General features: G+C 71.9%; 16 protein-coding genes and 1 pseudogene. 10 read left to right on the forward strand and 7 right to left on the reverse strand.

The annotated features are described in order from the left end of the window. Positions 1-2 precede the first annotated feature (2 nt). The 3 genes from SJY07_RS16250 to SJY07_RS16260 all read right to left on the reverse strand — a co-directional run bounded on the left by SJY07_RS16250 (position 3) and on the right by SJY07_RS16260 (position 2,592). Positions 3-884, reverse strand: a complete 882-nt coding sequence (locus SJY07_RS16250; RefSeq protein WP_328293190.1) for a right-handed parallel beta-helix repeat-containing protein — start codon at positions 882-884, stop codon at positions 3-5. A 155-nt stretch (positions 885-1,039) separates the two neighbouring features. Then, complete coding sequence (locus tag SJY07_RS16255; protein WP_328293189.1) at positions 1,040-2,041, reverse strand: TIGR03557 family F420-dependent LLM class oxidoreductase; 1,002 nt, start codon at positions 2,039-2,041, stop codon at positions 1,040-1,042. Further along, a complete protein-coding gene (locus SJY07_RS16260; protein ID WP_380160505.1) occupies positions 2,038-2,592 on the reverse strand; it encodes a type 1 glutamine amidotransferase domain-containing protein in 555 nt (184 codons plus the stop codon). Before SJY07_RS16260 ends, SJY07_RS16255 begins: the two co-directional genes overlap by 4 nt. Positions 2,593-2,729: 137 nt before the next feature. Here SJY07_RS16260 and fbaA point away from each other — a divergent pair, with 137 nt between their 5' ends. Beyond that, positions 2,730-3,752, forward strand: coding sequence for a class II fructose-bisphosphate aldolase (fbaA, locus tag SJY07_RS16265; protein ID WP_328293187.1), 1,023 nt, complete (start codon positions 2,730-2,732; stop codon positions 3,750-3,752). A gap of 61 nt (positions 3,753-3,813) precedes the next feature. Here the strand turns inward: fbaA and SJY07_RS16270 are convergent, their stop codons facing one another. Next, the gene (locus tag SJY07_RS16270; protein ID WP_328293186.1) at positions 3,814-4,224 is read right to left on the reverse strand and encodes an STAS domain-containing protein; all 411 of its coding nucleotides are present in this window, start codon (positions 4,222-4,224) and stop codon (positions 3,814-3,816) included. Between the two features lie 221 nt (positions 4,225-4,445). Here SJY07_RS16270 and SJY07_RS16275 point away from each other — a divergent pair, with 221 nt between their 5' ends. The 9 genes and pseudogenes from SJY07_RS16275 to SJY07_RS16315 all read left to right on the forward strand — a co-directional run bounded on the left by SJY07_RS16275 (position 4,446) and on the right by SJY07_RS16315 (position 16,002). Then, positions 4,446-6,866, forward strand: a complete 2,421-nt coding sequence (locus SJY07_RS16275; protein ID WP_380160507.1) for a SpoIIE family protein phosphatase — start codon at positions 4,446-4,448, stop codon at positions 6,864-6,866. A gap of 13 nt (positions 6,867-6,879) precedes the next feature. Beyond that, positions 6,880-7,299 carry a DUF3151 domain-containing protein gene (locus tag SJY07_RS16280; RefSeq protein WP_328293184.1) on the forward strand — a complete coding sequence of 140 codons (420 nt, stop codon included), beginning with the start codon at positions 6,880-6,882 and terminating at the stop codon, positions 7,297-7,299. Then, on the forward strand, positions 7,296-8,336 hold the full coding sequence (locus SJY07_RS16285; RefSeq protein ID WP_380160509.1) for an NAD(P)/FAD-dependent oxidoreductase: 1,041 nt from the start codon (positions 7,296-7,298) through the stop codon (positions 8,334-8,336). The genes SJY07_RS16280 and SJY07_RS16285 overlap by 4 nt, the downstream gene beginning before the upstream one ends. A 131-nt stretch (positions 8,337-8,467) precedes the next feature. Further along, positions 8,468-9,757: an adenylosuccinate synthase gene (locus tag SJY07_RS16290; RefSeq protein WP_328293182.1), complete on the forward strand. Its 1,290-nt coding sequence runs from the start codon at positions 8,468-8,470 to the stop codon at positions 9,755-9,757. After that, positions 9,754-10,215: a GNAT family N-acetyltransferase gene (locus tag SJY07_RS16295; protein ID WP_328293181.1), complete on the forward strand. Its 462-nt coding sequence runs from the start codon at positions 9,754-9,756 to the stop codon at positions 10,213-10,215. Before SJY07_RS16290 ends, SJY07_RS16295 begins: the two co-directional genes overlap by 4 nt. A 226-nt stretch (positions 10,216-10,441) precedes the next feature. After that, the gene (locus SJY07_RS16300) at positions 10,442-12,067 is read left to right on the forward strand and encodes an ABC transporter substrate-binding protein (protein WP_328293180.1); all 1,626 of its coding nucleotides are present in this window, start codon (positions 10,442-10,444) and stop codon (positions 12,065-12,067) included. 115 nt (positions 12,068-12,182) lie between these two features. After that, on the forward strand, positions 12,183-13,280 hold the full coding sequence (locus SJY07_RS16305; RefSeq protein ID WP_328293179.1) for an ABC transporter permease: 1,098 nt from the start codon (positions 12,183-12,185) through the stop codon (positions 13,278-13,280). 136 nt (positions 13,281-13,416) lie between these two features. Next, positions 13,417-14,235 (forward strand): annotated as a pseudogene (locus tag SJY07_RS16310) (ABC transporter permease); the annotation flags it as partial. 93 nt (positions 14,236-14,328) lie between these two features. Then, positions 14,329-16,002 (forward strand): dipeptide ABC transporter ATP-binding protein, encoded by a 1,674-nt coding sequence (locus tag SJY07_RS16315; RefSeq protein ID WP_380162364.1) that lies wholly within the window; start codon positions 14,329-14,331, stop codon positions 16,000-16,002. A gap of 43 nt (positions 16,003-16,045) precedes the next feature. On the opposite strand, the gene SJY07_RS16320 is transcribed toward SJY07_RS16315, so the two are convergent. The 3 genes from SJY07_RS16320 to SJY07_RS16330 form a co-directional block, all read right to left on the reverse strand. Next, the gene (locus tag SJY07_RS16320) at positions 16,046-16,654 is read right to left on the reverse strand and encodes a hypothetical protein (protein ID WP_380160512.1); all 609 of its coding nucleotides are present in this window, start codon (positions 16,652-16,654) and stop codon (positions 16,046-16,048) included. 11 nt (positions 16,655-16,665) lie between these two features. Then, the gene (locus SJY07_RS16325) at positions 16,666-17,052 is read right to left on the reverse strand and encodes a hypothetical protein (protein WP_328293176.1); all 387 of its coding nucleotides are present in this window, start codon (positions 17,050-17,052) and stop codon (positions 16,666-16,668) included. 86 nt (positions 17,053-17,138) lie between these two features. Continuing rightward, positions 17,139-20,258, reverse strand: coding sequence for an MMPL family transporter (locus SJY07_RS16330; protein WP_380160515.1), 3,120 nt, complete (start codon positions 20,256-20,258; stop codon positions 17,139-17,141). Between the last annotated feature and the right edge of the window lie 211 nt (positions 20,259-20,469).

Consider the following 20,469-nt stretch of genomic DNA (forward strand, 5'->3'; position numbering starts at 1 on the left):
ACTCAGGACTCCTCGGCGATGACGGGAGCGCTGACCCCGGCGGGACACGGTTGGACGGGGAACTCCACCGGTCCGCCGTCGCGGGTGTAGCTGTTGCAGACCAGGTCGATCCGGTCGCCCTCCACGAGGAACCCGCCGACGTGCTGCCGGTTCCAGATGAACTTCGAGTTCTGGACGATCCCGCCGCACTCGAACACGTCGAGACCAGTACCGTTGCGCTGCAACGTGGTGCGGTCGACGTCGTAGCGCCCGTCCTGGCTGCAGGAGATCCCGGCGCCCCGGTTCCCCCGGATGAGGGAGTCGCGCACGACGAAGGCTCCGGGATCGATGGAGAAGGTGAAGAATCCCGTCTGGTTGGCCTCGGCCGTGGACCGCTCCACCCGCAGTCGCCCGTCGAAGACCGCGACGCCGCCCCGGGAGTTCCCGCTGAGGAGGGAGTTCCGCACGACGACGTCGCCACCCTGCTCGCTGTCGACCCCGACCCCGTTGCCCTGCAGTCGAGCCTCGCGCACGGTGCCGCCCACGCTCACCGGCCCGTCGTCGTTGGAGTAGTTGGCGGTGACCCCCGTGCCCCACCCCGAGATCGTGCCGTTGCGGACGGTCACGTCGCGGGCGGCGAAGAAGACGCCGCTGCTGTCCGTCCCGGCACCCGGGCCGGTGACCGAGTGCCCGTTCAGGTTGAGTTCGATGCCGTCGCGCGCGAGCTGCAGCCCGCCGCCCTGGGGGCAGACGACGTCGGCGGCCAGTCGCACGCTGGTCGTGAGGGTCGTCCCGCAGGGGACGACCACGGCCCGCGGCGCAGCCGCCGCCGACGCCCCGGGAGCGAGGGTCAGGAGCGCTGCGGTGAGAGGAGTGATCGCGAGAACTGCCGTGCGCTGACGCATGAAGACCTTCTTCGCCCGAGACCCCGATGTCTCCACGCAGCGTAGCGCTCCGGTGACACTCGGGAAAGGTTCAGGCGGCGCCGCCGCGACGGCGTACGCCGGTGCCCGGGCAGGTCGTGCCCGGGCGCCGGCGGGTCGGGAACGATCAGCCCGGTTCAGCTGGGGGAGGGGTCAGACCCCTGCGCCGCCTCGCGCAGGGCGGGGATGATCTCGCTCTGCGCCACCTTCAGGAACTCCGACTGGTGCTCCCCGCCGATCTGGACGAGCGAGAGGTCGGTGAAACCCGCCTCGAAGTAGGCGGACGCGGCTTCGACGATCGCGTCGACGGAGTTCCCGCAGGGGATCGTCCCGGCGACGTCCTCGGGACGCACGAACTGCGTGGCCCCCGCGAAACCGGCGGTCGTCGGCAGGTCGGCGTTCACCTTCCAGCCACCGGCGAACCAGCGGAACTGCTCGTGCGCCCGCGCGGTCGCGGCGTCCTGGTCGGCGTCCCAGCTGACCGGCATCTGCCCGATCTTGCGGCTGGGCCGCTGGCCGGGTTCGCGGGCGGCGTCCCAGGCGGCCAGGGCGGCCTCCGGTTCCACCGCGACGAGGTGGTCGGCCAACGGAGAGAACCTCGTCGCCGACTTCTCACCGCTGACCGCGACGGCGATCGGGACCCGGTGCTCGGGAACGTCCCACAGGCGGTGGGAGTCGACCCGGAAGTGGTCGCCGACGTAGGTGAGGAGTTCCCCGTCGAAGAGGTTCGAGATGATCTCGCAGGCCTCGACGAGCATGTCCTGACGTTCCTCGACCGCCGGCCAGCCCTGGCCGACGACGTGCTCGTTGAGGTTCTCCCCGGACCCCAGGCCGAGGACGAAGCGTCCTTCGGAGAGGATCTGAACCGTCGCGGCCTTCTGGGCCACGATCGCGGGGTGGTAGCGGATCGTGGGGCAGGTCACGTACGTCATGAGTTCCACCCGCGACGTCGTCGCCGCGACCGCCCCGAGCACCGACCAGGCGTAGGGCGCGTGCCCCTGCGAGGTCAGCCACGGCGAGGCGTGGTCGGAGAAGACGATCGTGTCGAAACCGGCCTCCTCGGCCGCCATCGCGTCCCGCACCAACCAGCGCGGGTCGGACTGCTCGCTCATGCAGGTGTAGCCGATGCCCGTGTTCACGCGATCGCCTCCACGAGGGCCTTGGTGAACGCCGGCAGGTCGTCGGGGTTGCGGCTGGTGATGAGCGGGCCGGGACCGGAGAGGTCCACGACGACCTCCTCGTCGACCCACTCGGCCCCGGCGTTGCGCAGGTCCGTCTGCAACGAGGGCCACGAGGTCATCCGTCGGCCCTTGAGCACGTCGGCCTCGACGAGGGTCCACGGGGCGTGGCAGATGGCGGCGATGGGGCGCGTCGACGCGGCGAACTGCCCGACGAACTTCACGGCCGACAGGCTCGTCCGCAGCGCGTCGGGGTTCGCGACCCCGCCCGGCAGGACGAGCGCGGCGTACTCGCTCGGGCTGGCGTCGTCCACGACGACGTCGACGTCGAAGGTGTCGCCCTTGTCGAGGTGGTCGAAGGCCTGCACCTGACCGGCCTTCGTCGAGATCAGCACGGGCTGCCCGCCCGCCTCCTGCACGGCCTTCCACGGTGCGGTCAGCTCGACCTGCTCGATGCCCTCGGTGGCCACGAGGAACGCGACCTTCTTGCCCTGCAAGCTGGTGTCCGTCATGGCCCCACGCTGACACCACGACGGGCGGTCGGCATCCGGGAAGGGCACCGTGAAGGGCACCGTGAAGGGCACACTGCGCTGCCTGAGGGGGGCGTGGAAGGATCGCCCTGCCAGAGTCGCCAGACGGAGGAGTCTCCATGCCCATCGCCACCCCGGACGTCTACGCCGAGATGCTCGACCGCGCGAAGGCCGGTTCCTTCGCCTACCCGGCCATCAACATCTCCTCGAGCATCACGCTGAACGCCGCCATCCGTGGTTTCGCCGAGGCCGAGAGCGACGGCATTGTCCAGGTCTCCACCGGCGGTGCGGAGTTCCTGTCGGGCACGACCGTCAAGGACATGGTCCTGGGGTCGCAGGCGCTCGCCGAGTACGCCCACCACGTGGCCAAGGGCTACGGCGTGAACATCGCCCTGCACACCGACCACTGCCCGAAGGACAAGCTGGACGGCTTCGTGCGTCCGCTGCTCGACATCTCGGCCGAGCGCGTGAAGTCGGGCCGCGACCCGCTGTTCCAGTCGCACATGTGGGACGGCTCGGCCGTGCCGCTCGACGAGAACCTCTCGATCGCGGAGGAGCTCCTGGCCCGGGCCGTCGCCGCCAAGATCATCCTCGAGGTCGAGATCGGCGTCGTGGGGGGCGAGGAGGACGGTGTCGCCCACGAGATCAACGACAAGCTCTACACGACCGTCGACGACGCGCTGGCGACCGTGAACGCGCTCGGCTCGGGGGAGAAGGGCCGCTACCTGACGGCCCTCACCTTCGGCAACGTCCACGGCGTCTACAAGCCCGGCGGGGTCAAGCTGCGCCCGGAGATCCTCAAGGAGATCCAGGAGAAGGTCGGCGCGCAGGTCGGCAAGGACAAGCCGTTCGACCTGGTCTTCCACGGCGGCTCCGGGTCCTCCGACCAGGAGATCAGCGACGCCGTCGACTACGGCGTCATCAAGATGAACGTCGACACCGACACCCAGTACGCCTTCACCCGCCCGATCGCGGACCACATGCTCCGCAACTACGACGGTGTGCTGAAGGTCGACGGCGAGGTCGGCAACAAGAAGACCTACGACCCGCGGGTCTGGGGCAAGGCCGGCGAGACGGGCATGGCCGCCCGCGTCGTCGAGGCCGCCCAGGCGCTGCGCAGCGCGGGCAAGAGCGTGAAGTGACGCGCTGAACGCGAGAAGGCCCGGTCCCCTCGCGGGGCCGGGCCTTCGTGCTGCGCGGTTCTCAGGCGGGCTGCGGCCCGTCGTCGTCCGGCGCGGTCAACCCCGGTTCCTCGTCGACGACGTCCAGGAGCTGGACGATGTTCGTCGTCTCGATGAGGAACTTCACGACCGCGGGCGGGCGGATCAGCGTCACCCGGCGCCCCTTGGACCGCGAGGCGAGGCGCGCGAGGAACGCGAGCCCCGTCGAGTCCATGAAGGTCACGTGGTGGGCGTCGACCTGCAACGGCCGGCCCGAGGTCAGCGCGTCCTCGGCCGCCTCGAGCAGGTCCGGGCCGAGTTCGGCGTCGATCTCGCCCGTGAGCACCACCCGGGTGGCCCGCGGTTCGTAGAGGACGTGCACCGAGCCGGGGTCCACCGAGCGCACCTGGGGCACCCGGGGGGCCTCGCCCGGCGGTGTCGCGTCGTTCGTCATGGGTCCTCCGTGGTCCGACCGCTGTGTGCCGTGCCCGGCTTCTACAGGCAGCGGATGTCCTTCCGCCCGGTCTCGAACCGGACGGTGGACCCGACGTCGTGCCCGCCACCCTCGACGCGCGCTCCGTTCGAGCCCCCTGCATGCTATCGACCGAGGCTCGCGCCGTTGTCGCGCACCTGTGACGACCCATCGCGTCCCAGACCACGAGGAGCTCCACCCCGATGTCCCGCAGCAGCCCGCAGGCGCTCGCGCTGCGCGAGCCGGCCGCCGTGCTGCTGCTGGTGTCCGTCCCGGCCCGTGCGAGCGGTGAGCTGCTGGCCCTCGACGCGAGCGCCCGCGCTGCCGCCGGGGTGGCCGAGGGCGGGTCCCCGCCGCGCGACCTGCGGGACTTCCTGCGCCGCGCCGGGATGGTGGACGACCCCGTCTGGGACCGCCTCGAGCGGGGTGAGGTGGTCGCGGGTGCCCGACTGCCCGGTGACCTCTGGGTCAGCGCCGGCCGGGTCCCCGACCACGACCAGCTCCTCGTCGTCGTGGTGCGCACCCACGCCGTCGAGCACGTGGGCCACGACGACACCCGCGGCGTCGTCGCCGCCGGCCCCGGGACGGCGCTGTCCGCCCTGCGCGAGGGCCACCTCGTCGTGGACTGGATCGACGGCGCCTTCACCCGCACCACCGGGGCCACCGCGCACGACGTGCTGGGCCGCTCCTGGGAGGAGCTGCTGAGCACCCGTGACGAGGCCGCGCTGGCGCAACTGACCCGCGGCGTCTCCCTGGCCCGGTCCACGACCGTCACGGTCCTGGACCACCGCGGCGACGGCACCGCCTTCCTGCACGAGGTCCGAGCCGTCCCGCTGCTGGACCGCACCGGCGCCGTCTGCCACGTCGTCTCCTGGCACTCCGACGTGACCCGTCGCACCGCCGAGGCGAGCGCCACCGACCACACCACCGATCGCAGCACCGAACGGCGGGCCGCCACCCGCCTCGAGGTCCTCGGCCGCCTCGACGCCGTCGTGCTCGACGAGGACGTGACCCACGGGATCCGCTCGGTCGTGCGGGTGCTGGGCGACCACCTCGTCTCCGCCGCGATGGTGGCGCTGCTGCGCGAGGGACCCGGGGGCGCCGCTACCGAGGTCGAGGTCGTCGCCGCCCACGGCCCGCGCCTGCACGGGCTCGTCGGCCACCGGCTGCGCCGTTCGCGCCAGGCCGGCCCGGACCCGCTGCTCGACCCCGCCGCGCCCGACACGGGGGAACCCCTGGAGATCGCGGCGCTCGACGCGCCTGCCGGGACCGCGACCGCGTGGCTCGCCGAGCTCACGGCCGGAACCCCTGCCCTGGCCCTGCCCCTGCGGGGTCGGGAGAACGTCATCGGCGTCCTCGTGGTCGTCCCGCACCCCGGGGGGACCGGGCCCGAGGACCGCACCGTGCTCGCCGGGGCAGCGCGGCGTGCGGGGTTGCTGGTGGAGAACGAACGCCTGCACGCCCGCGAGCACGCCCTGGCCGAGACGCTGCAGCGCAGCATGCTGCCGGACGCGACGGGCCTCGACGGGATCGAGGGCCTCGACGTCTGGACGTTCTACGCCTCCAACGTCGAGCACGCCCAGGTCGGCGGTGACTGGTACGACGTCCTGCCGCCGGCGGTCGACGGTGGCGGCCAGCACGTCGCCGGGATCGTCGTCGGCGACGTCGTCGGCCACGACGTCGAGGCCGCGGCCGCGATGGGCCAGATCCGTTCCGTCGTCCGCTCCGCCGCCCACGAGCTCGACGACCCCGCCAGCGTCCTGATGCGTGTCGACCAGCTCACCGGCGGCATGCGCATCCCGCGGATGGCGAGCCTCGTCTACGCGACCCTGCAGCGCCTCGACGACGGCGGCTGGGAGATGGCCTGGTCCAGCGCCGGGCACCTGCCGCCGCTGCTGCGCCGCGGGAACGCCGACCCCCCGGCGGTGGAGGTCCTGAGCGAGGCGACCGGCACCCTCGTCGGGCTCGGCGAACGACCCCGGCCCACCCGCGAGCGCGCCCTCGCGCCCGGCGACGTCCTCGTCTTCTACACCGACGGCCTCATCGAGACCCGCGCCCGGCCCGTGCACGACGGGCTCGAGGTCCTCGTCGAGGTCCTCGCCGCCTCCCGGGCGCGCGACGCCGCCGGCATCGGGGAGGAGCTGCTCAGCGGACTCGGCGACACCCCCGAGGACGACACCGCCATCGTCGTCGTCCGCGTGCCGGAGGAGTCCGAGGCCGACGGCGGAGCGCTGCCCACGGCCGACACCCCACGCCGTCGCCGCTGGCAGCTGCCCGCGGAGCCGTCCTCCATCGGCAAGGCGCGGCACGCCACCCTGCGCGCCTGCGCCGTCTGGGGCCTGCGGTGCGGCCCGCAGGCCGAGATCGTCGTCTCCGAGCTCGTCGCCAACGCCGTCCTGCACGGCTGGGGGACCATCGGACTGCGCCTCTTCGACCTGCCGGGCGCCCTGCGCCTGGAGGTGGAGGACGACAGTCCCGAGGAACCCCAGGTCGTCGAGGCCCGTCCCGACGGCGGGGGTGGGCACGGCATGCGCCTCGTCGCCTCGCTGGGCCGGTGGGGGACCACCCGCACCCGGCGGGGCAAGATCGTCTGGGTCGAGATCCCGACCGCCCCGAAGAACTAGGAGAGGACCTCCCGTGACCACCGGAACCAACCTGCTCGGCGGACCCCCGCCCACCCACCTGCCCGCCGTCCCGGAGGTCGACGCGGAGCTCGCCGCCGGGACGGACCCCGACGCCGTCGCCGCGGGGCACCCCTCGGCGTCGTTGCCCTGGGCCCTGCTCGCCGAGCGCGCACTCGCGGCGGGGGAGACCATGACCGCGTACGCGTTCGCGCGCACCGGGTACCACCGCGGGCTGGACGCGTTGCGTCGTGCCGGCTGGCGCGGACACGGTCCCGTGCCGTGGGCGCACGAACCGAACCGGGGTTTCCTGCGGGCGCTCGCCGTCCTGCAGCAGGCCGCGGCCCGCATCGAGGAGACAGAGGAAGCCGTGCGCTGCACCACGTTGCTCGAGGACTGCGACCCGATCGCCGCCCGGGAGCTGATCCCCTCGTGACCACCCCCGCGACGCCCGAGCGTCCCGTCCTCGTCGTCGGGGCCGGCATCTCCGGTCTGGCCTGCGCCCGCGTGCTGGCCGACGCCGGCGTGCCCGTGCGGGTCCTGGACCGCGGGCGTCGCGTCGGGGGTCGCATGAGCGGGCGCCGGGTCGAGACGAGCGTGGGGACCCGCGTGGTCGACCTCGGTGCGGCCTACTTCACCGCCGAGGGGTCCGGGGGGTTCTCCGAGGTCGTGGCCGACTGGGAACGCCGGGAACTGGCCCGGCCCTGGACCGACACGTTCGCCAAGATCTCCGGCCGCGCCGCCGCGGGCGGCGGGCTCGCGGGGTCCTCGACCGGCCCCGTGCGCTGGGGGACCCCCGGCGGGTTGCGGAGCCTGCTCGACGACCTCGTCGCCCCGCCGGGACGGGACCCGCTCGACGTCGTGAGCGGCATCGACGTGGAGGCCGTGGACGCCACCCTCGACGGCCCGGTCGTCGACGGGCGTCCCGCCGCCGCGGTCGTGCTCGCGATGCCGGACCCGCAGGCCGCGGACCTGTTGCCGCGCATGGTCGCGACGCGTCTGGACGTGTCCGCGCGCTGGAACTGGCGTCCCTGCATCGCCGTCTACGCGGCCTGGGACCAGCGCTGGTGGCCGGACTTCCACGGAGCCTTCGTCAACGACTCCGACCTGCTCGTCTTCCTCGTCGACGACGGGTCCCGCCGGGGCGACGGGGCCCCCGTCCTCGTCGCGCACACGGCCCCGGACGTCTCCAGCGACCACCTCGACGCCCCCGCGGCCATCGTCCCCGAGGTCCTCGCCGAGCTCGGACCCTTGCTGACGTCGGCGGCGACGCCCGCGCCGACCTGGGCCCGCGCCCACCGCTGGTCCCTGGCGGAACCGTTGCGTCCGCACGCCGACGCGGCCTTCGGCTGGGACGAGGGCAGTCGGATGGGCGTCTGCAGCGACGCGTGGGGTGGACGGCCCAAGGTGCAGACGGCCTGGGAGTCGGGCACCGCGATCGGTCGCGATCTCGCGGAGCGCTTCGCCGGCTGACCGCCCGCGCGTTCACCACCCGGTAAGCTCGGCGTGGTCTGCGGCGACCGCCCCACCGCTCTCGGGTGCCGGGTGGTCCGTGGGGCCAGATGCACCCGGACAAGTCGTGTCACAGGAAGACAGGGGATCTCATGCCCGCGATCGTGCTCGTCGGCGCCCAGTGGGGGGACGAGGGCAAGGGCAAGGCCACCGACGCCCTCGGTGCACGGGTCGACTACGTCGTGAAGTTCAACGGCGGCAACAACGCCGGCCACACGGTCGTGGTCGGCGACGAGAAGTACGCCCTGCACCTGCTGCCCAGCGGGATCCTCACCCCCGGGGTCACCCCCGTCATCGGCAACGGTGTCGTCGTGGACCTCTCGGTCCTCTTCGAGGAGATCGACGCGTTGACGGCGCGCGGGGTCGACTGCTCGAAGCTCCTGCTCTCCGCCTCGGCCCACGTGATCGCGCCGTACCACCGCGTGCTCGACCAGGTGACCGAGCGGTTCCTGGGCAGCCGCAAGATCGGGACCACCGGTCGCGGGGTCGGACCGTCCTACGCGGACAAGATCAACCGCATCGGCATCCGGGTCCAGGACCTCTTCGACGAGTCGATCCTGCGGCAGAAGGTCGAGGGCGCCCTCGACCAGAAGAACCACCTGCTGCTGAAGGTCTACAACCGTCGTGCGGTGTCGGTCGACCAGACCGTGGACGAGCTGCTGTCCTACCGCGAGCGCATCGCGCCGATGGTGACCGACGTCAGCCTCGAACTCTCCCGCGCCCTCGACCGCGACGAGATCGTCCTCTTCGAGGGCGGCCAGGCCACGATGCTCGACATCGACCACGGCACCTACCCGTTCGTCACGTCCTCCAGCGCCACCGCGGCGGGCGCCTGCACCGGGGCGGGGATCCCGCCGAACCGGATCGACCGCATCGTCGCCGTCGTCAAGGCGTACACGACGCGTGTCGGCGAGGGGCCGTTCCCCACGGAACTGCTCGACGCGGACGGCGAGAAGCTGCGCCAGGACGGTGGCGAGTTCGGCACCACGACCGGTCGCCCGCGCCGCACCGGCTGGTACGACGCGGTCATCTCGCGCTACGCGGCCCGGATCAACGGGGTGACCGACTTCGTGCTGACGAAGCTCGACACCCTCACCGGCTGGGAACGCATCCCGGTCTGCGTCGCCTACGACGTCGACGGCGTCCGGCACGACGAGATCCCGATGTCGCAGACCGACTTCCACCACGCGACGCCGGTCTACGAGTTCTTCGACGGCTGGACCGAGGACATCACCGGCGCCCGCACGATGGCCGACCTGCCGAAGAACGCCCAGGCCTACGTCGAGGCCCTCGAGGAGTTCTCCGGTTCCCGGATCTCCGCCGTCGGCGTCGGTCCGGACCGCGAGCAGACCGTCGTGCGGCACGACCTGCTCGGGTCGTGAGCGACCACACGGGTCCCGTCCGGTTCGTGGTGCGGGAGGCGGCGCTCGCCGACCTCCCGCCCGCGGTCCTCTACGCCCTGCTCCGGCTGCGGGTCGAGGTGTTCGTCGTCGAGCAGCGCTGCGCCTACGCCGAACTCGACGGTCGCGACCTCGAACCCTCGTGCCTGCACGTGTGGGCGCAGGCGCCGGACGGTTCCGTGCTCGCCACGCTGCGGGTCCTGCGCGACACCGACGGACGCGGCCGGATCGGGCGCGTCGCCACGGCCGCCGGTGCCCGCGGCGCCGGGGTCGCGGGGGCGTTGATGCGCCGGGCGCTGGAACTCCTCCCCGGGGTGGACGTCGTCCTGGACGCCCAGGCCCACCTCGAGCACTGGTACGCCCGGTTCGGTTTCGCCGCCAGCGGCCCCGAGTTCGTCGAGGACGCCATCCCGCACGTCCCCATGCTGCGATCCGCCTGATCTCCGCAGCGACCGGACGCACCCCGCGACGTGGCGGGGTGCGGGCGCGGTCGGCGCGCCACGTTTCGCGCAGGTCAAGCTCGTGTTTCCATTGCGCTACGGGCTGGGCGGATTGTTTGGTGCATCGTCGGAGATGTGGTCAAATCGTCCAGCCTCGGACAGGATGCACGTGAGGACTACAACGGGGTGAGTCCAGTCCGTCTCCCACCACGAACGAAGCGGGACCATGAAACGACGTTTGTCCGCCTCCATCGCCGCACTGGGTCTGCTGGCGTTGAGCGCCTGCTCGACCTCCACGGCCCAGAACGACGACAACGCCGCCGGCGGGAGTGACGCCCTCACGGTCGGCACGACCGACAAGGTCACCAAGATCGACCCGGCCGGGTCCTACGACACGGGCTCGACGTTCGTCGAGAACCAGGTCTACCCCTACCTCGTGGAGCAGAAGCCGGGCAGCTCCGAGGTGGAACCCAGCATCGCCGAGTCCGCCGAGTTCACCGACCCCACGACCTACACCGTTAAGCTCAAGTCGGGTCTGAAGTTCGCCAACGGTCACGAACTCACCTCCTCGGACGTGAAGTTCAGCTTCGACCGCCAGAAGGCGATCGCCGATCCCAACGGACCGGCCTCCCTGCTGGGATCCCTCGACTCCGTCGCGACGCCCGACGCCAGCACCGTCGTCTTCACCCTGAACCGGGCCGACCAGACGTTCCCGCAGATCCTCGCCAGCGCCGCCGGGCCCATCGTGGACGAGCAGGTGTTCTCCCCGAACTCGCTCACCGCGGACGCCGACATCGTGGCCGCGAAAGCGTTCGCCGGCCCGTACACGATCGCGAGCTACCAGTTCAACAAGCTGGTCTCGTACAAGGCGTTCGACGGCTACCAGGGGCTGCTGGGCAAACCCGCGTCGAGCACCGTGAACATGACGTACTACACCGACGCGAACAACATGAAGCTCGACATCTCCAACGGCAAGATCGACGTGGCGTGGCGCTCGCTGTCCGCCACCGACATCGCCGACCTGGAGAAGAACGACAAGGTCAAGGTCCACAAGGGCCCCGGCGGGGAGATCCGCTACATCGTCTTCAACTTCGACACCATGCCGTTCGGGGCCAAGTCCGACAGTCCCGACCCGGCCAAGGCGCTCGCTGTCCGCCAGGCGATGGCCGACTCCGTCGACCGCGAGGCGATCGCCAACCAGGTCTACAAGGGCACCTACACCCCGCTCTACTCCTACCTCCCCGAGGGTCTCGCCGGGGCCAACGAGTCCCTCAAGAGCGCCTACGGCGACGGTTCCGGTGGGCCGGACGTCGACAAGGCCAAGCAGGTCCTCGCCGCGGCCGGGGTGACCACCCCGATCGACATCAAGCTGCAGTACAACCCCGACCACTACGGTGCGTCCTCGGGTGACGAGTACGCGCAGGTGAAGCAGCAGCTCGAGGACACCGGGCTGTTCACGGTCGACCTGCAGTCGACGGAGTGGGTCCAGTACTCCAAGGACCGTTCCTCCGACGTGTACCCGATGTACCAGCTGGGCTGGTTCCCCGACTACTCCGACGGGGACAACTACCTCACGCCGTTCTTCTACGACACCGACGAGTCGGCGAGCTTCCTCGCCAACCACTTCCGCGACCAGGCGATCAACGCCGAGATCGCGGAGCAGGTCGGGATGACCGACGCCGACCAGCGCAAGGCGCTGATCGGGAAGATCCAGGACGACGTCGCCGCGCAGCTGCCGACGCTGCCGCTGCTGCAGGGTTCGCAGGTCGCGATCTCCGGCACCGACGTCAAGGGGGTCGACGACACGCTCGACGCCTCCTTCCGGTTCCGGTTGTCGTCGCTGAGCAAGTAGGCCTCCGGCCGCACGACGAGGCGCTCGCCCGCGCGGTGGGCGCCTCGTCGTGCGTGCGGTCCCCGTCGCCCCGGCGCCACGACCCTGCAGGCGCTGCCCACCCCCGGAGCAACCCATGTCATCGACGACCGCTGTCCCCGGTACCACCGACGGCGCACCCGACCCGGTCGCGGCGCCCCGACGAGGCGGTGGTTCCGGCCTCCTGCGTTACCTGGTGGTCCGGTTCCTGCTGATCATCCCGACCGTGTGGATCCTCACCACGCTCGTGTTCTTCCTGATGCGGATCACCGGCGACCCCATCACCGCGGCCCTCGGCGGGCGGCTCACGTCGGCGCAGCTGGCCGAACGCGTCCACCAGGCCGGTTACGACCGGCCGATCCTCGTCCAGTACGTCGAGTACATGGGGAACCTGCTGCACGGTGACTTCGGGACCTCCATCTCCGACGGCCGTGCGGTCACCGACGTGCTGCTCGAGTACGGCGCCGCGACGCTCGAACTCGCGTTCTACGCCGTGATCGTCGCCGTCGTGCTGGGCATCCCGCTCGGGATGGTGGCGGCCCGGGTGCGGGACCGCTGGCCCGACGCGACCCTGCGCATCCTCGCGGTCCTGGGCTACGCGACCCCGGTGTTCTTCGCCGGTCTGCTCCTGAAACTGGTGTTCGGGTCGTTCTGGCCGGTCCTCCCGGTCGCCGGCCGGGCGAGTTCGAACGTGCAGCTCGTCATGGGCGGGGTCGTGAACCCCACCGGGATCTACACCCTGGACGCCCTGCGCATCGGTGACCTCGGCGCGCTGGGCGACGTGCTCTCGCACGCGGTCCTGCCGGCCGTCTGCCTCGGGGTCATCACCGGCAGCACGTTCCTGCGCCTGACTCGGACGAACCTCATCGGCACCCTCGACGCCCAGTACGTGGAGTCCGGGCGCTCCCGCGGGGTCAGCGAGTTCCGCCTCGTGACCCGGCACGCGCTGCGACCGGCCCTGATCCCGATCATCACCGCCATGGGCCTGCAGATCGCCATGCTCCTCGGCGGAGCCGTCCTCACCGAGACGACGTTCGAGTGGGGTGGGCTGGGGAACCAGCTCGCGCAGTACCTCACCGCCCGCGACTTCGTCGCCGTGCAGGGCATCGTCGTCCTGCTCGCCGTGATCGTCGCCGTCACGAACTTCGTGGTGGACGTCATCGCCGCCCTGATCGACCCTCGAGTGAGGTACTGACATGACGGATCCGCAGCAGGACACCGTGGCCCCCGATCCCACCTCCGACCTCCCGACGTCGGGCCGGCGGTCGTCACCGCTGTGGCGCCTGCCCGTCCTGCGGGAACTGCGGTCCTCGGTCGGGCTGCAGCGCGGCATGCTCCTCACCGGACTGGTCATCGTCGGCGTGGTCGTCCTGATCGCCGTGTTCGTCCCGCTCATCGCGCCCTACGGGTACGCGCAGCTGAGCGACGCCGACGGCGGGTTCGGCGCCCAGCAACCGCCGAGTTCGGCGCACCTCTGGGGCACGACCGTCGGCGGCTTCGACGTCTTCTCCCGCGTCCTGTGGGGTACGCGGACCGCGCTGTTCGTGATCGTGGTCGCCGTGGCGATGAGCCTCTTCGTCGGGGTGGCCCTCGGTCTGGTCTCCGGGTACCTGGGCGGCTGGTTCGACCGGGTGCTCGTCGTCGTCGCCGACGCCGTCTACGCCTTCCCGTCGCTGCTGCTGGCCATCGTCATGACCATCGTCATCTCGGGCGGTCAGTCGAAGGTCGTGGGCGGGGTCCTCGCCGCCGCCATCTCCATCACCGTGGTGTTCGTGCCGCAGTACTTCCGCGTGGTGCGTTCGGAGGCGGCCCGGATCAAGGCCGAACCGTTCGTGGAGGCCGCCCAGGTGCTGGGGGAGTCGACCCTGCGCATCATCGTGCGCCACGTGTTCCGCAACGCCACCCGCAACATCCCGCTCATCTCCACCCTCAACGCCTCCGAGGCGATCCTGACGCTCGCGGCCCTGGGCTTCCTGGGTTTCGGCATCGAGCCGACCTCGGCGTCGGAGTGGGGTTTCGACCTGAACAAGGCCGTCTCCGACGTGACGAGCGGCATCTGGTGGACGGCGCTGTTCCCGGGTCTCGCGATCGTGCTGACGGTGCTCGGCATCACCCTCGTCGGTGAGTCCATGAACGACCTGTCCGACCCCCGGCTCCGCCGCCGCAAGCGTGCGCTGAAGGCGGCGTTCGCCGCCGGGCACGTCCCCGCGCGCGCCGCCGTCCCCACCCGTTCCGAGGGCGCGATCCTCGACATCTCCCACCTCGACGTCACCTTCGCGACGGACTCCGGTGACGTCCCCGCGGTCCGCGACCTGTCGCTGCGGGTCGTGGCGGGCGAGGTCCTGGCGATCGTCGGTGAGTCCGGTTCCGGGAAGAGCGTGACCGCCCGCAGCATCCTCGGGTTGCTGCCCGAGACCGCGACCCGTTCGGGGGCGGTGGTCCTCGCCGGGACCGACGTCCTCACCGCGTCGTCGGCGCGGCTGCGGGCGATGCGCGGTGCCGACGTGTCGATGGTCTTCCAGGAGCCGTCGACGGCGCTGAACCCCGTCTACACCGTGGGCTTCCAGATCGTGGAGGGGTTGCGGGCGCACAACCCACGGACCCCCCGCAAGGAGTTGAAGGCGCGGGCCGTCGCGGCGATGGAGCAGGTGGGCATCCCCGACGCGGCCTCGCGCTACGACTACTACCCGCACCAGTTCTCCGGCGGGCAGAAGCAGCGCATCGTCATCGCGATGGCCCTGGCCCTGGGCGCGGAACTCATCGTCGCGGACGAACCCACGACGGCCCTCGACGTGACCGTGCAGGCCGAGATCCTCGACCTGCTGCGGGACCTGCGGGACCGGACGGGTACGGCGATCGTCCTCATCACGCACAACATGGGCGTCGTCGCCGACCTGGCCGACCGGGTCGCCGTGATGTACCGCGGGGAGGTCGTCGAGGTCGCCGACGTGGCGACCCTGTTCGCCGCGCCGCAGGCCGACTACACGCGGCGTCTGCTCGCCGCGGTACCGCGGCTCTCGGTCACGGAGGTCGACGGGATCTCGACCGGGGCCTCCTCCGGGGAACCGCTGCGCGAGGTGTCCGTCGCTGACCCGGTCGTCGTGTCCCGGGGGCTGCAGGTCGTGTTCCCCGGGGGGATCGGCAAGCCGGACTTCCACGCTGTGCGCGGGGTCGACTTCTCGATCGCGCGGGGTGAGGTCCTGGGTCTGGTCGGGGAGTCCGGTTCGGGGAAGACGACGATCGGGCGGACCCTCGCCGGTCTGACCCCGGCCGCCGGTGGGTCGCTCACCGTCTTCGGTCACGAGATGGTCGGGTTCAAGGAGCGCGCGTTCCGGCCGCTGCGCAAGCAGATCGGGTTCGTGTTCCAGGACCCCGCCGCGTCGTTCAACCCGCGGCTGACGATCGGGGAGTGCGTCGCGGAACCCCTGGTGGTGCACCGGCCCGAGGTCGGCGCGACCGCACGGGCCGCGCGCGTCCGCGAGCTGCTCGAGGCCGTCGAGCTGCCCACGTCGTACGCGGACCGCTACCCGCACGAGTTGTCGGGCGGTCAGCGCCAGCGGTGCTCGCTGGCCCGGGGGATCGCCCTCGACCCCGAGCTCCTCATCGCCGACGAACCCACCTCGGCGCTCGACGTCTCGGTGCAGGCCACCGTGCTGGAGCTGTTCACGCAGTTGCAGCAGCGGTTCGGTTTCGCGGCCCTGTTCATCTCCCACGACCTCGCCGTGGTGGACATGCTCGCCGACCGGATCGGGGTGCTGTTCCACGGCCGCCTCGTCGAGCACGGCACCAGCGAGCAGGTGCTGCGCGACCCGCGCCACGACTACACGAAGCGCCTGATCGCCTCGTTGCCGGTGCCCGACCCCGCCGAGCAGGCCGGTCGCCGCGAGCTCGCCCGGACCCTGCGCCAGCAGGCCTGACCCCCACCCCCGACCCGTGATCTCGTGGGGATTCCCAGCGGGATCACGCGTCGGAGGGGTGGCGGCGGGCGGCGACGAGGCGGGTGAAGGCCAGCAGACAGGCCGCGGCGAGCCACGCGATGAGCGCTGACGTCGGCTTCATGCGGCCTGCGCTGATGCCGACCGTCAGGACCGCGGTCGCCGCGACGAGCAGCGGGGCGGCCCGGAGGGACCAGCGACCGCTCGGCTCCGGGGCGGGCCGCTTCTCCGGCGTCAACGCTGCGAGGGCGCAGGCGAGCACGAAGAGCATCCACAGGACTCCGCTCGGCTCCGCACGGTCGCCGAAGGCCACGACGGCAGCGACGGTGATCAGGCTGAGGGCCACGAACGTCCAGTACGCCAGCTCGACCGGGTCGGGAATGGGCCCGGCGTTGCGCAGTGGGACGTGCCACCAGGCGCGCCGCCTCAAGACCGTGCCGACGTGGTCGGCGGCGATGAACGTGAGGGGTCCGACGAAGCCGAGGCTGGCGCCGTGCTGCTGGGTCACGGCGAGCGCCATGATGAAGACCCAGCTGAGCAGTTGCACGACCAGTCCTCCGGCGTAGAGCCGCCGCGCCGGGCCTCGGCGCCGCAAGGGGTGCGTCGGGAGCGTGTCGATGAGTTCCTGGGACATCGTCGTCGTCCTCACAGTCCACGGTTCCTGAGGGTCTTGTGCAGGGCCTGCCGGGAGACGCCGATGAGTTCGGCGAGTTCCACCAGGCTGTGGTCCTCGACCAGGTCGGCGAGGAGCGAGGCGCGCGCACCGGCCACGTGCGAGCGCAGCGCCGACGCGGCGGCGTCGACCTCGGCCAGCACCAGTGCGGCCCCCAGCGGGCCCCCGCACTCGCCGAGCCAGTCGCGGTCGGCGGGCTCTCCCCACAGCTGGGCGAGGAGGCCGCGTCCGAGGTCGTCCACCACGTCGCGCACGACGGCCGGGGTCGTGTGGGTGGCGAGGCGGGCCGAGACGGCGCCCAGGGAGAAGTCGCCGGCGCGGTGCGGCAGGGCCTCGCGCCACTCCTCGGTGTCCGTCACCGACACCATGAAACCCAGGGTTGACGACTGTGTCAACCCTGGGTTTCACCCCGCTGTCCGTGATCTTGCCGGGAATCCCCGCAAGATCACGAGTCGGAGGGGGTGGCTCCTTCGCCGAGCTCGACCTCGACGTCGCGGTGGGTGCCCTCGTCGACCTCGACGGTGGTCGCGACGGGGGCGTAGCCCGCCGCGGTCAGCGTGTAGTGGCCGGCGGAGAGGTCGTCGAAGTGGAACGACCCCTCGGGGTCGGTGGTGGCGCGCTCGACGACGGAGCCGCCACCGTCCACCAGCGTCACGGCGGCCTCGGGCACCCCGCGTCCGTCGCTGGCGGCGGACACCTGGCCGATCAACCGGCCACCGTGGCTGAGGCGCACGTCCTCCTCGAGCTCCTGGCCGGGCCCGAGGTCGATCGTGCGGGCCACCGGACGGAACGACTCGCTCAGCACGCTCAGGACGAACGTGCCGGCGACCAGGTCGCTCAACCGGTAGCGACCCGTCTCGTCGGTGCGGGTGGAGGCCACCACCCGGCCCTGGACGTCGAGCAGGGTGAGGACGCCGTCGCACACCGGGTCCCTCCCGTCGGCCCCCGTCACGAGGCCGTGCACGGCGGCGTTGCCGACGAGCCGGACGTCGTGGCGCACCGTGCGGTCGGAGACCGGGACGAGGTGGGCGGCGGGCTTCGCGTCCGCCGCGGCGACGATGAGGACGAACGTGCCGCCCGCGTCCAGCGGCAGCTCGTAGAACCCGACCTCGTCGGACGTGCTCCGCACGACCTGCTGTCCCGCGGGGTCGGTGACGGTGAGCACGGCGCCGGCCAGCGGGTTCCCCGCCGACCCGGTGACCAGCCCGACGATCCCGAGCGGGAGGTCCTGCAGGATCCGCGCGACCCGCTGCTCGGCCGGCATCCCGTGCGGGGTCCTCGCGAGTTCCGGGTCGACCGGGCGGCGACGTTCCTCGCGCTGGCTGGGGACCGGAACCGCCTGCGCGGGAGCCGGTCCGCTCGAGGCGGCGGCCTCGGTGCTGAGGAGGGCCTCGAGGCTGCGACCCTCGGCGTCCACGTTCGGGACGAGCTTCTGCATCCACCGCGGCATCCACCAGGCGGCGTTGCCGAGCAGGGTCAGCGCCGCGGGCATGATGACCATGCGGACGACGAGTGCGTCGGCGAGGACGCCCACGGTGAGGGCCATGCCGATCGACCCGATGATCTGGTCGCCGCTGGTGGCGAACCCGACGAAGACGCCGGACATGATGAACGCGGCCGCGACGACGACGGGCGCCGACCGGCGGAACCCGGCGAGGACGGCGTCCTTGGGTCTGCGGCCGTGGGCGTGCTGCTCGTGGATCGCCGAGACCATGAACATCTGGTAGTCCATCGCGAGCCCGAACAGGATCCCGACGACCAGCACCGGCATGAAGCTCAGCAGCGGTGCCGGCTGGGCGACCTGGAAGACGTCGGAGAGCCAGCCCCACTGGTAGATCGCGACGACGGCCCCCAGCGAGGCACCGAGCGAGAGCAGGAACCCGACGGTGGCCAGCAGCGGGACCGCCAGCGAGCGGAACAGCATGATCAGCAGGAGGAGCGCCAGGACCACGATCAGCGCGATGTACTTCGGCAGCGCGTCGTTGAGCGAGTCGGTGACGTCGATGTCCAGCGCGGTCTGACCGGTGACGAGGACCTCGGCCCCGGTGGTGCCGCCGGTGGCGGAACGGATGCTGCGGACCAGGTCGCTGGTGCGGGTGTCCGTCGGCCCGCTGCCCGGCACGACGGTGATGAGCTGCGCGGTGCCGTCGGCGGAGGGGATGCCCGGCACGACGGCCGCGACGTCGGCGAGGCCCTTGACCTCGTTCGTGACCTCGGTGGCCGCGCCGGCGACGGCGGTCGCGTCCGTGCCGTTGACCAGGACGAGGAGGCTGGACTGCGAGCCCGGCCCGAAGCCCTGGACGAGCAGGTCGTAGGCCTGGCGGGAGGAGCTCGCCGGGTCGTCGTTCTCGGCCGAGGGCAGCGCCGTCCGCATCGAGGCGACGGGGATGGCGATGGCGCCGACGAGCACGACGGCCACGAGCAGCGAGACGACGGGGTGGTTGGTGACGCCGCGGGCCCAGCGGCCCAGCAGCCCCGGACCGGCCAGGTCGGCCTCGGCGTGGTCGTCGCTCTCCGCGGCGGCCCGCAGACCGGCCGGGTCGCGGTGGCGTTCCTTCTTGGGCAGCACCTTCAGGCCGAGGACCTTGAGGAACGCCGGGACGGCGGTCAGGGCCACGATGACGGCGATGAAGACCGTGGCCGCGGCGGCCAGACCCATCTGGGTGAGGAACGGGATGTCGACGACCGCGAGACCGGCCAGGGCGATGATGACCGTGGTCCCGGCGAACACGACGGCCGTCCCGGCCGTCCCGGTGGCCTTGGCGATCGCGCGGTCGAGGGTCTCGCCGCGGCGCAGCTCGGTGCGGGTCCGGGCGAAGACGAACAGCGCGTAGTCGATGCCGACCGCGAGCCCGAGCATGCCGGCCAGGGCCGGGGTGGTGGCCGAGAGCGAGACGACGTTGCCCAGCGCCGTGATGCCGAGGATGCCGGCGCCGACCCCGAGGCCCGCCGTGAGGAGGTTCGCCCCCGCGGCGGCCAGGGCGCCGTAGGTGAGGATGAGGACGAGGAACGCGACGGCGACGCCGATGGCCTCGCTCGCGTGCCCGGCCTCGCTCGTCACGACCTGCGACGTCATCTCGACGCGGACGTCGCCGGCGTCGTGGTCCGTCGCCGCGACGAGCGCGTCGGCCTGCTCCTTGGTGATGTCCCCGACGACCCCGTCGAAGGTCACCGTGGAGGACGCGATCGTCCGGTCGGCGGAGAGCATCGGGGTCTCGGCCGCGAGCGGGTCGCTCACCGAGACGACCCCGTCGAGACCCCGCAGCTGCGCCAGCAGGTCCTCGACGGAGGCCGCGTCGGCACCGGTGAGGGTCTGCCCCGCGGGGGCCTGGAAGACGACCGTCGCGGTGGCGTTGTTGGCGCCGGAGGAGAACTTCTGCCCGATGAGGTCCAGACCCTCGCTGGCCTGCGTCCCCGGGATCGAGAAGCTGGTGTCGGTCGCGGCGGTCTTGTCGACGCCGTAGGCGAGGCCGGCGAGGACGGCCAGCAGGACGGCCCAGACGGCGAGCACCTGCCAGTGGCGGCGGGCGCTGAAGCGGCCCAGTCGGTACAGCAGGGTTGCCATCGGGGGAAGGCTCCTTCGTGAGGGACGACACGAGGTCCGTCGGCGCCGGTGGCGACGTAGCTCTACTGCGTGGAGATGCTCGACGGTACCCCGGCCGCGCGAGGCGGGCCAAGGGACGTCACCTAGTCGATCGGCTAGTTGTCGACGGGTGGATCATCCGTCGAAAGTCGTAGCCGCAGGTACAGTGACGTCCGGACGGCACCGGACGTCC

It is taken from the genome of Kineococcus sp. R86509 (assembly GCF_042466365.1).
In the GTDB taxonomy this organism is placed as follows: Bacteria; Actinomycetota; Actinomycetes; order Actinomycetales; family Kineococcaceae; genus Kineococcus.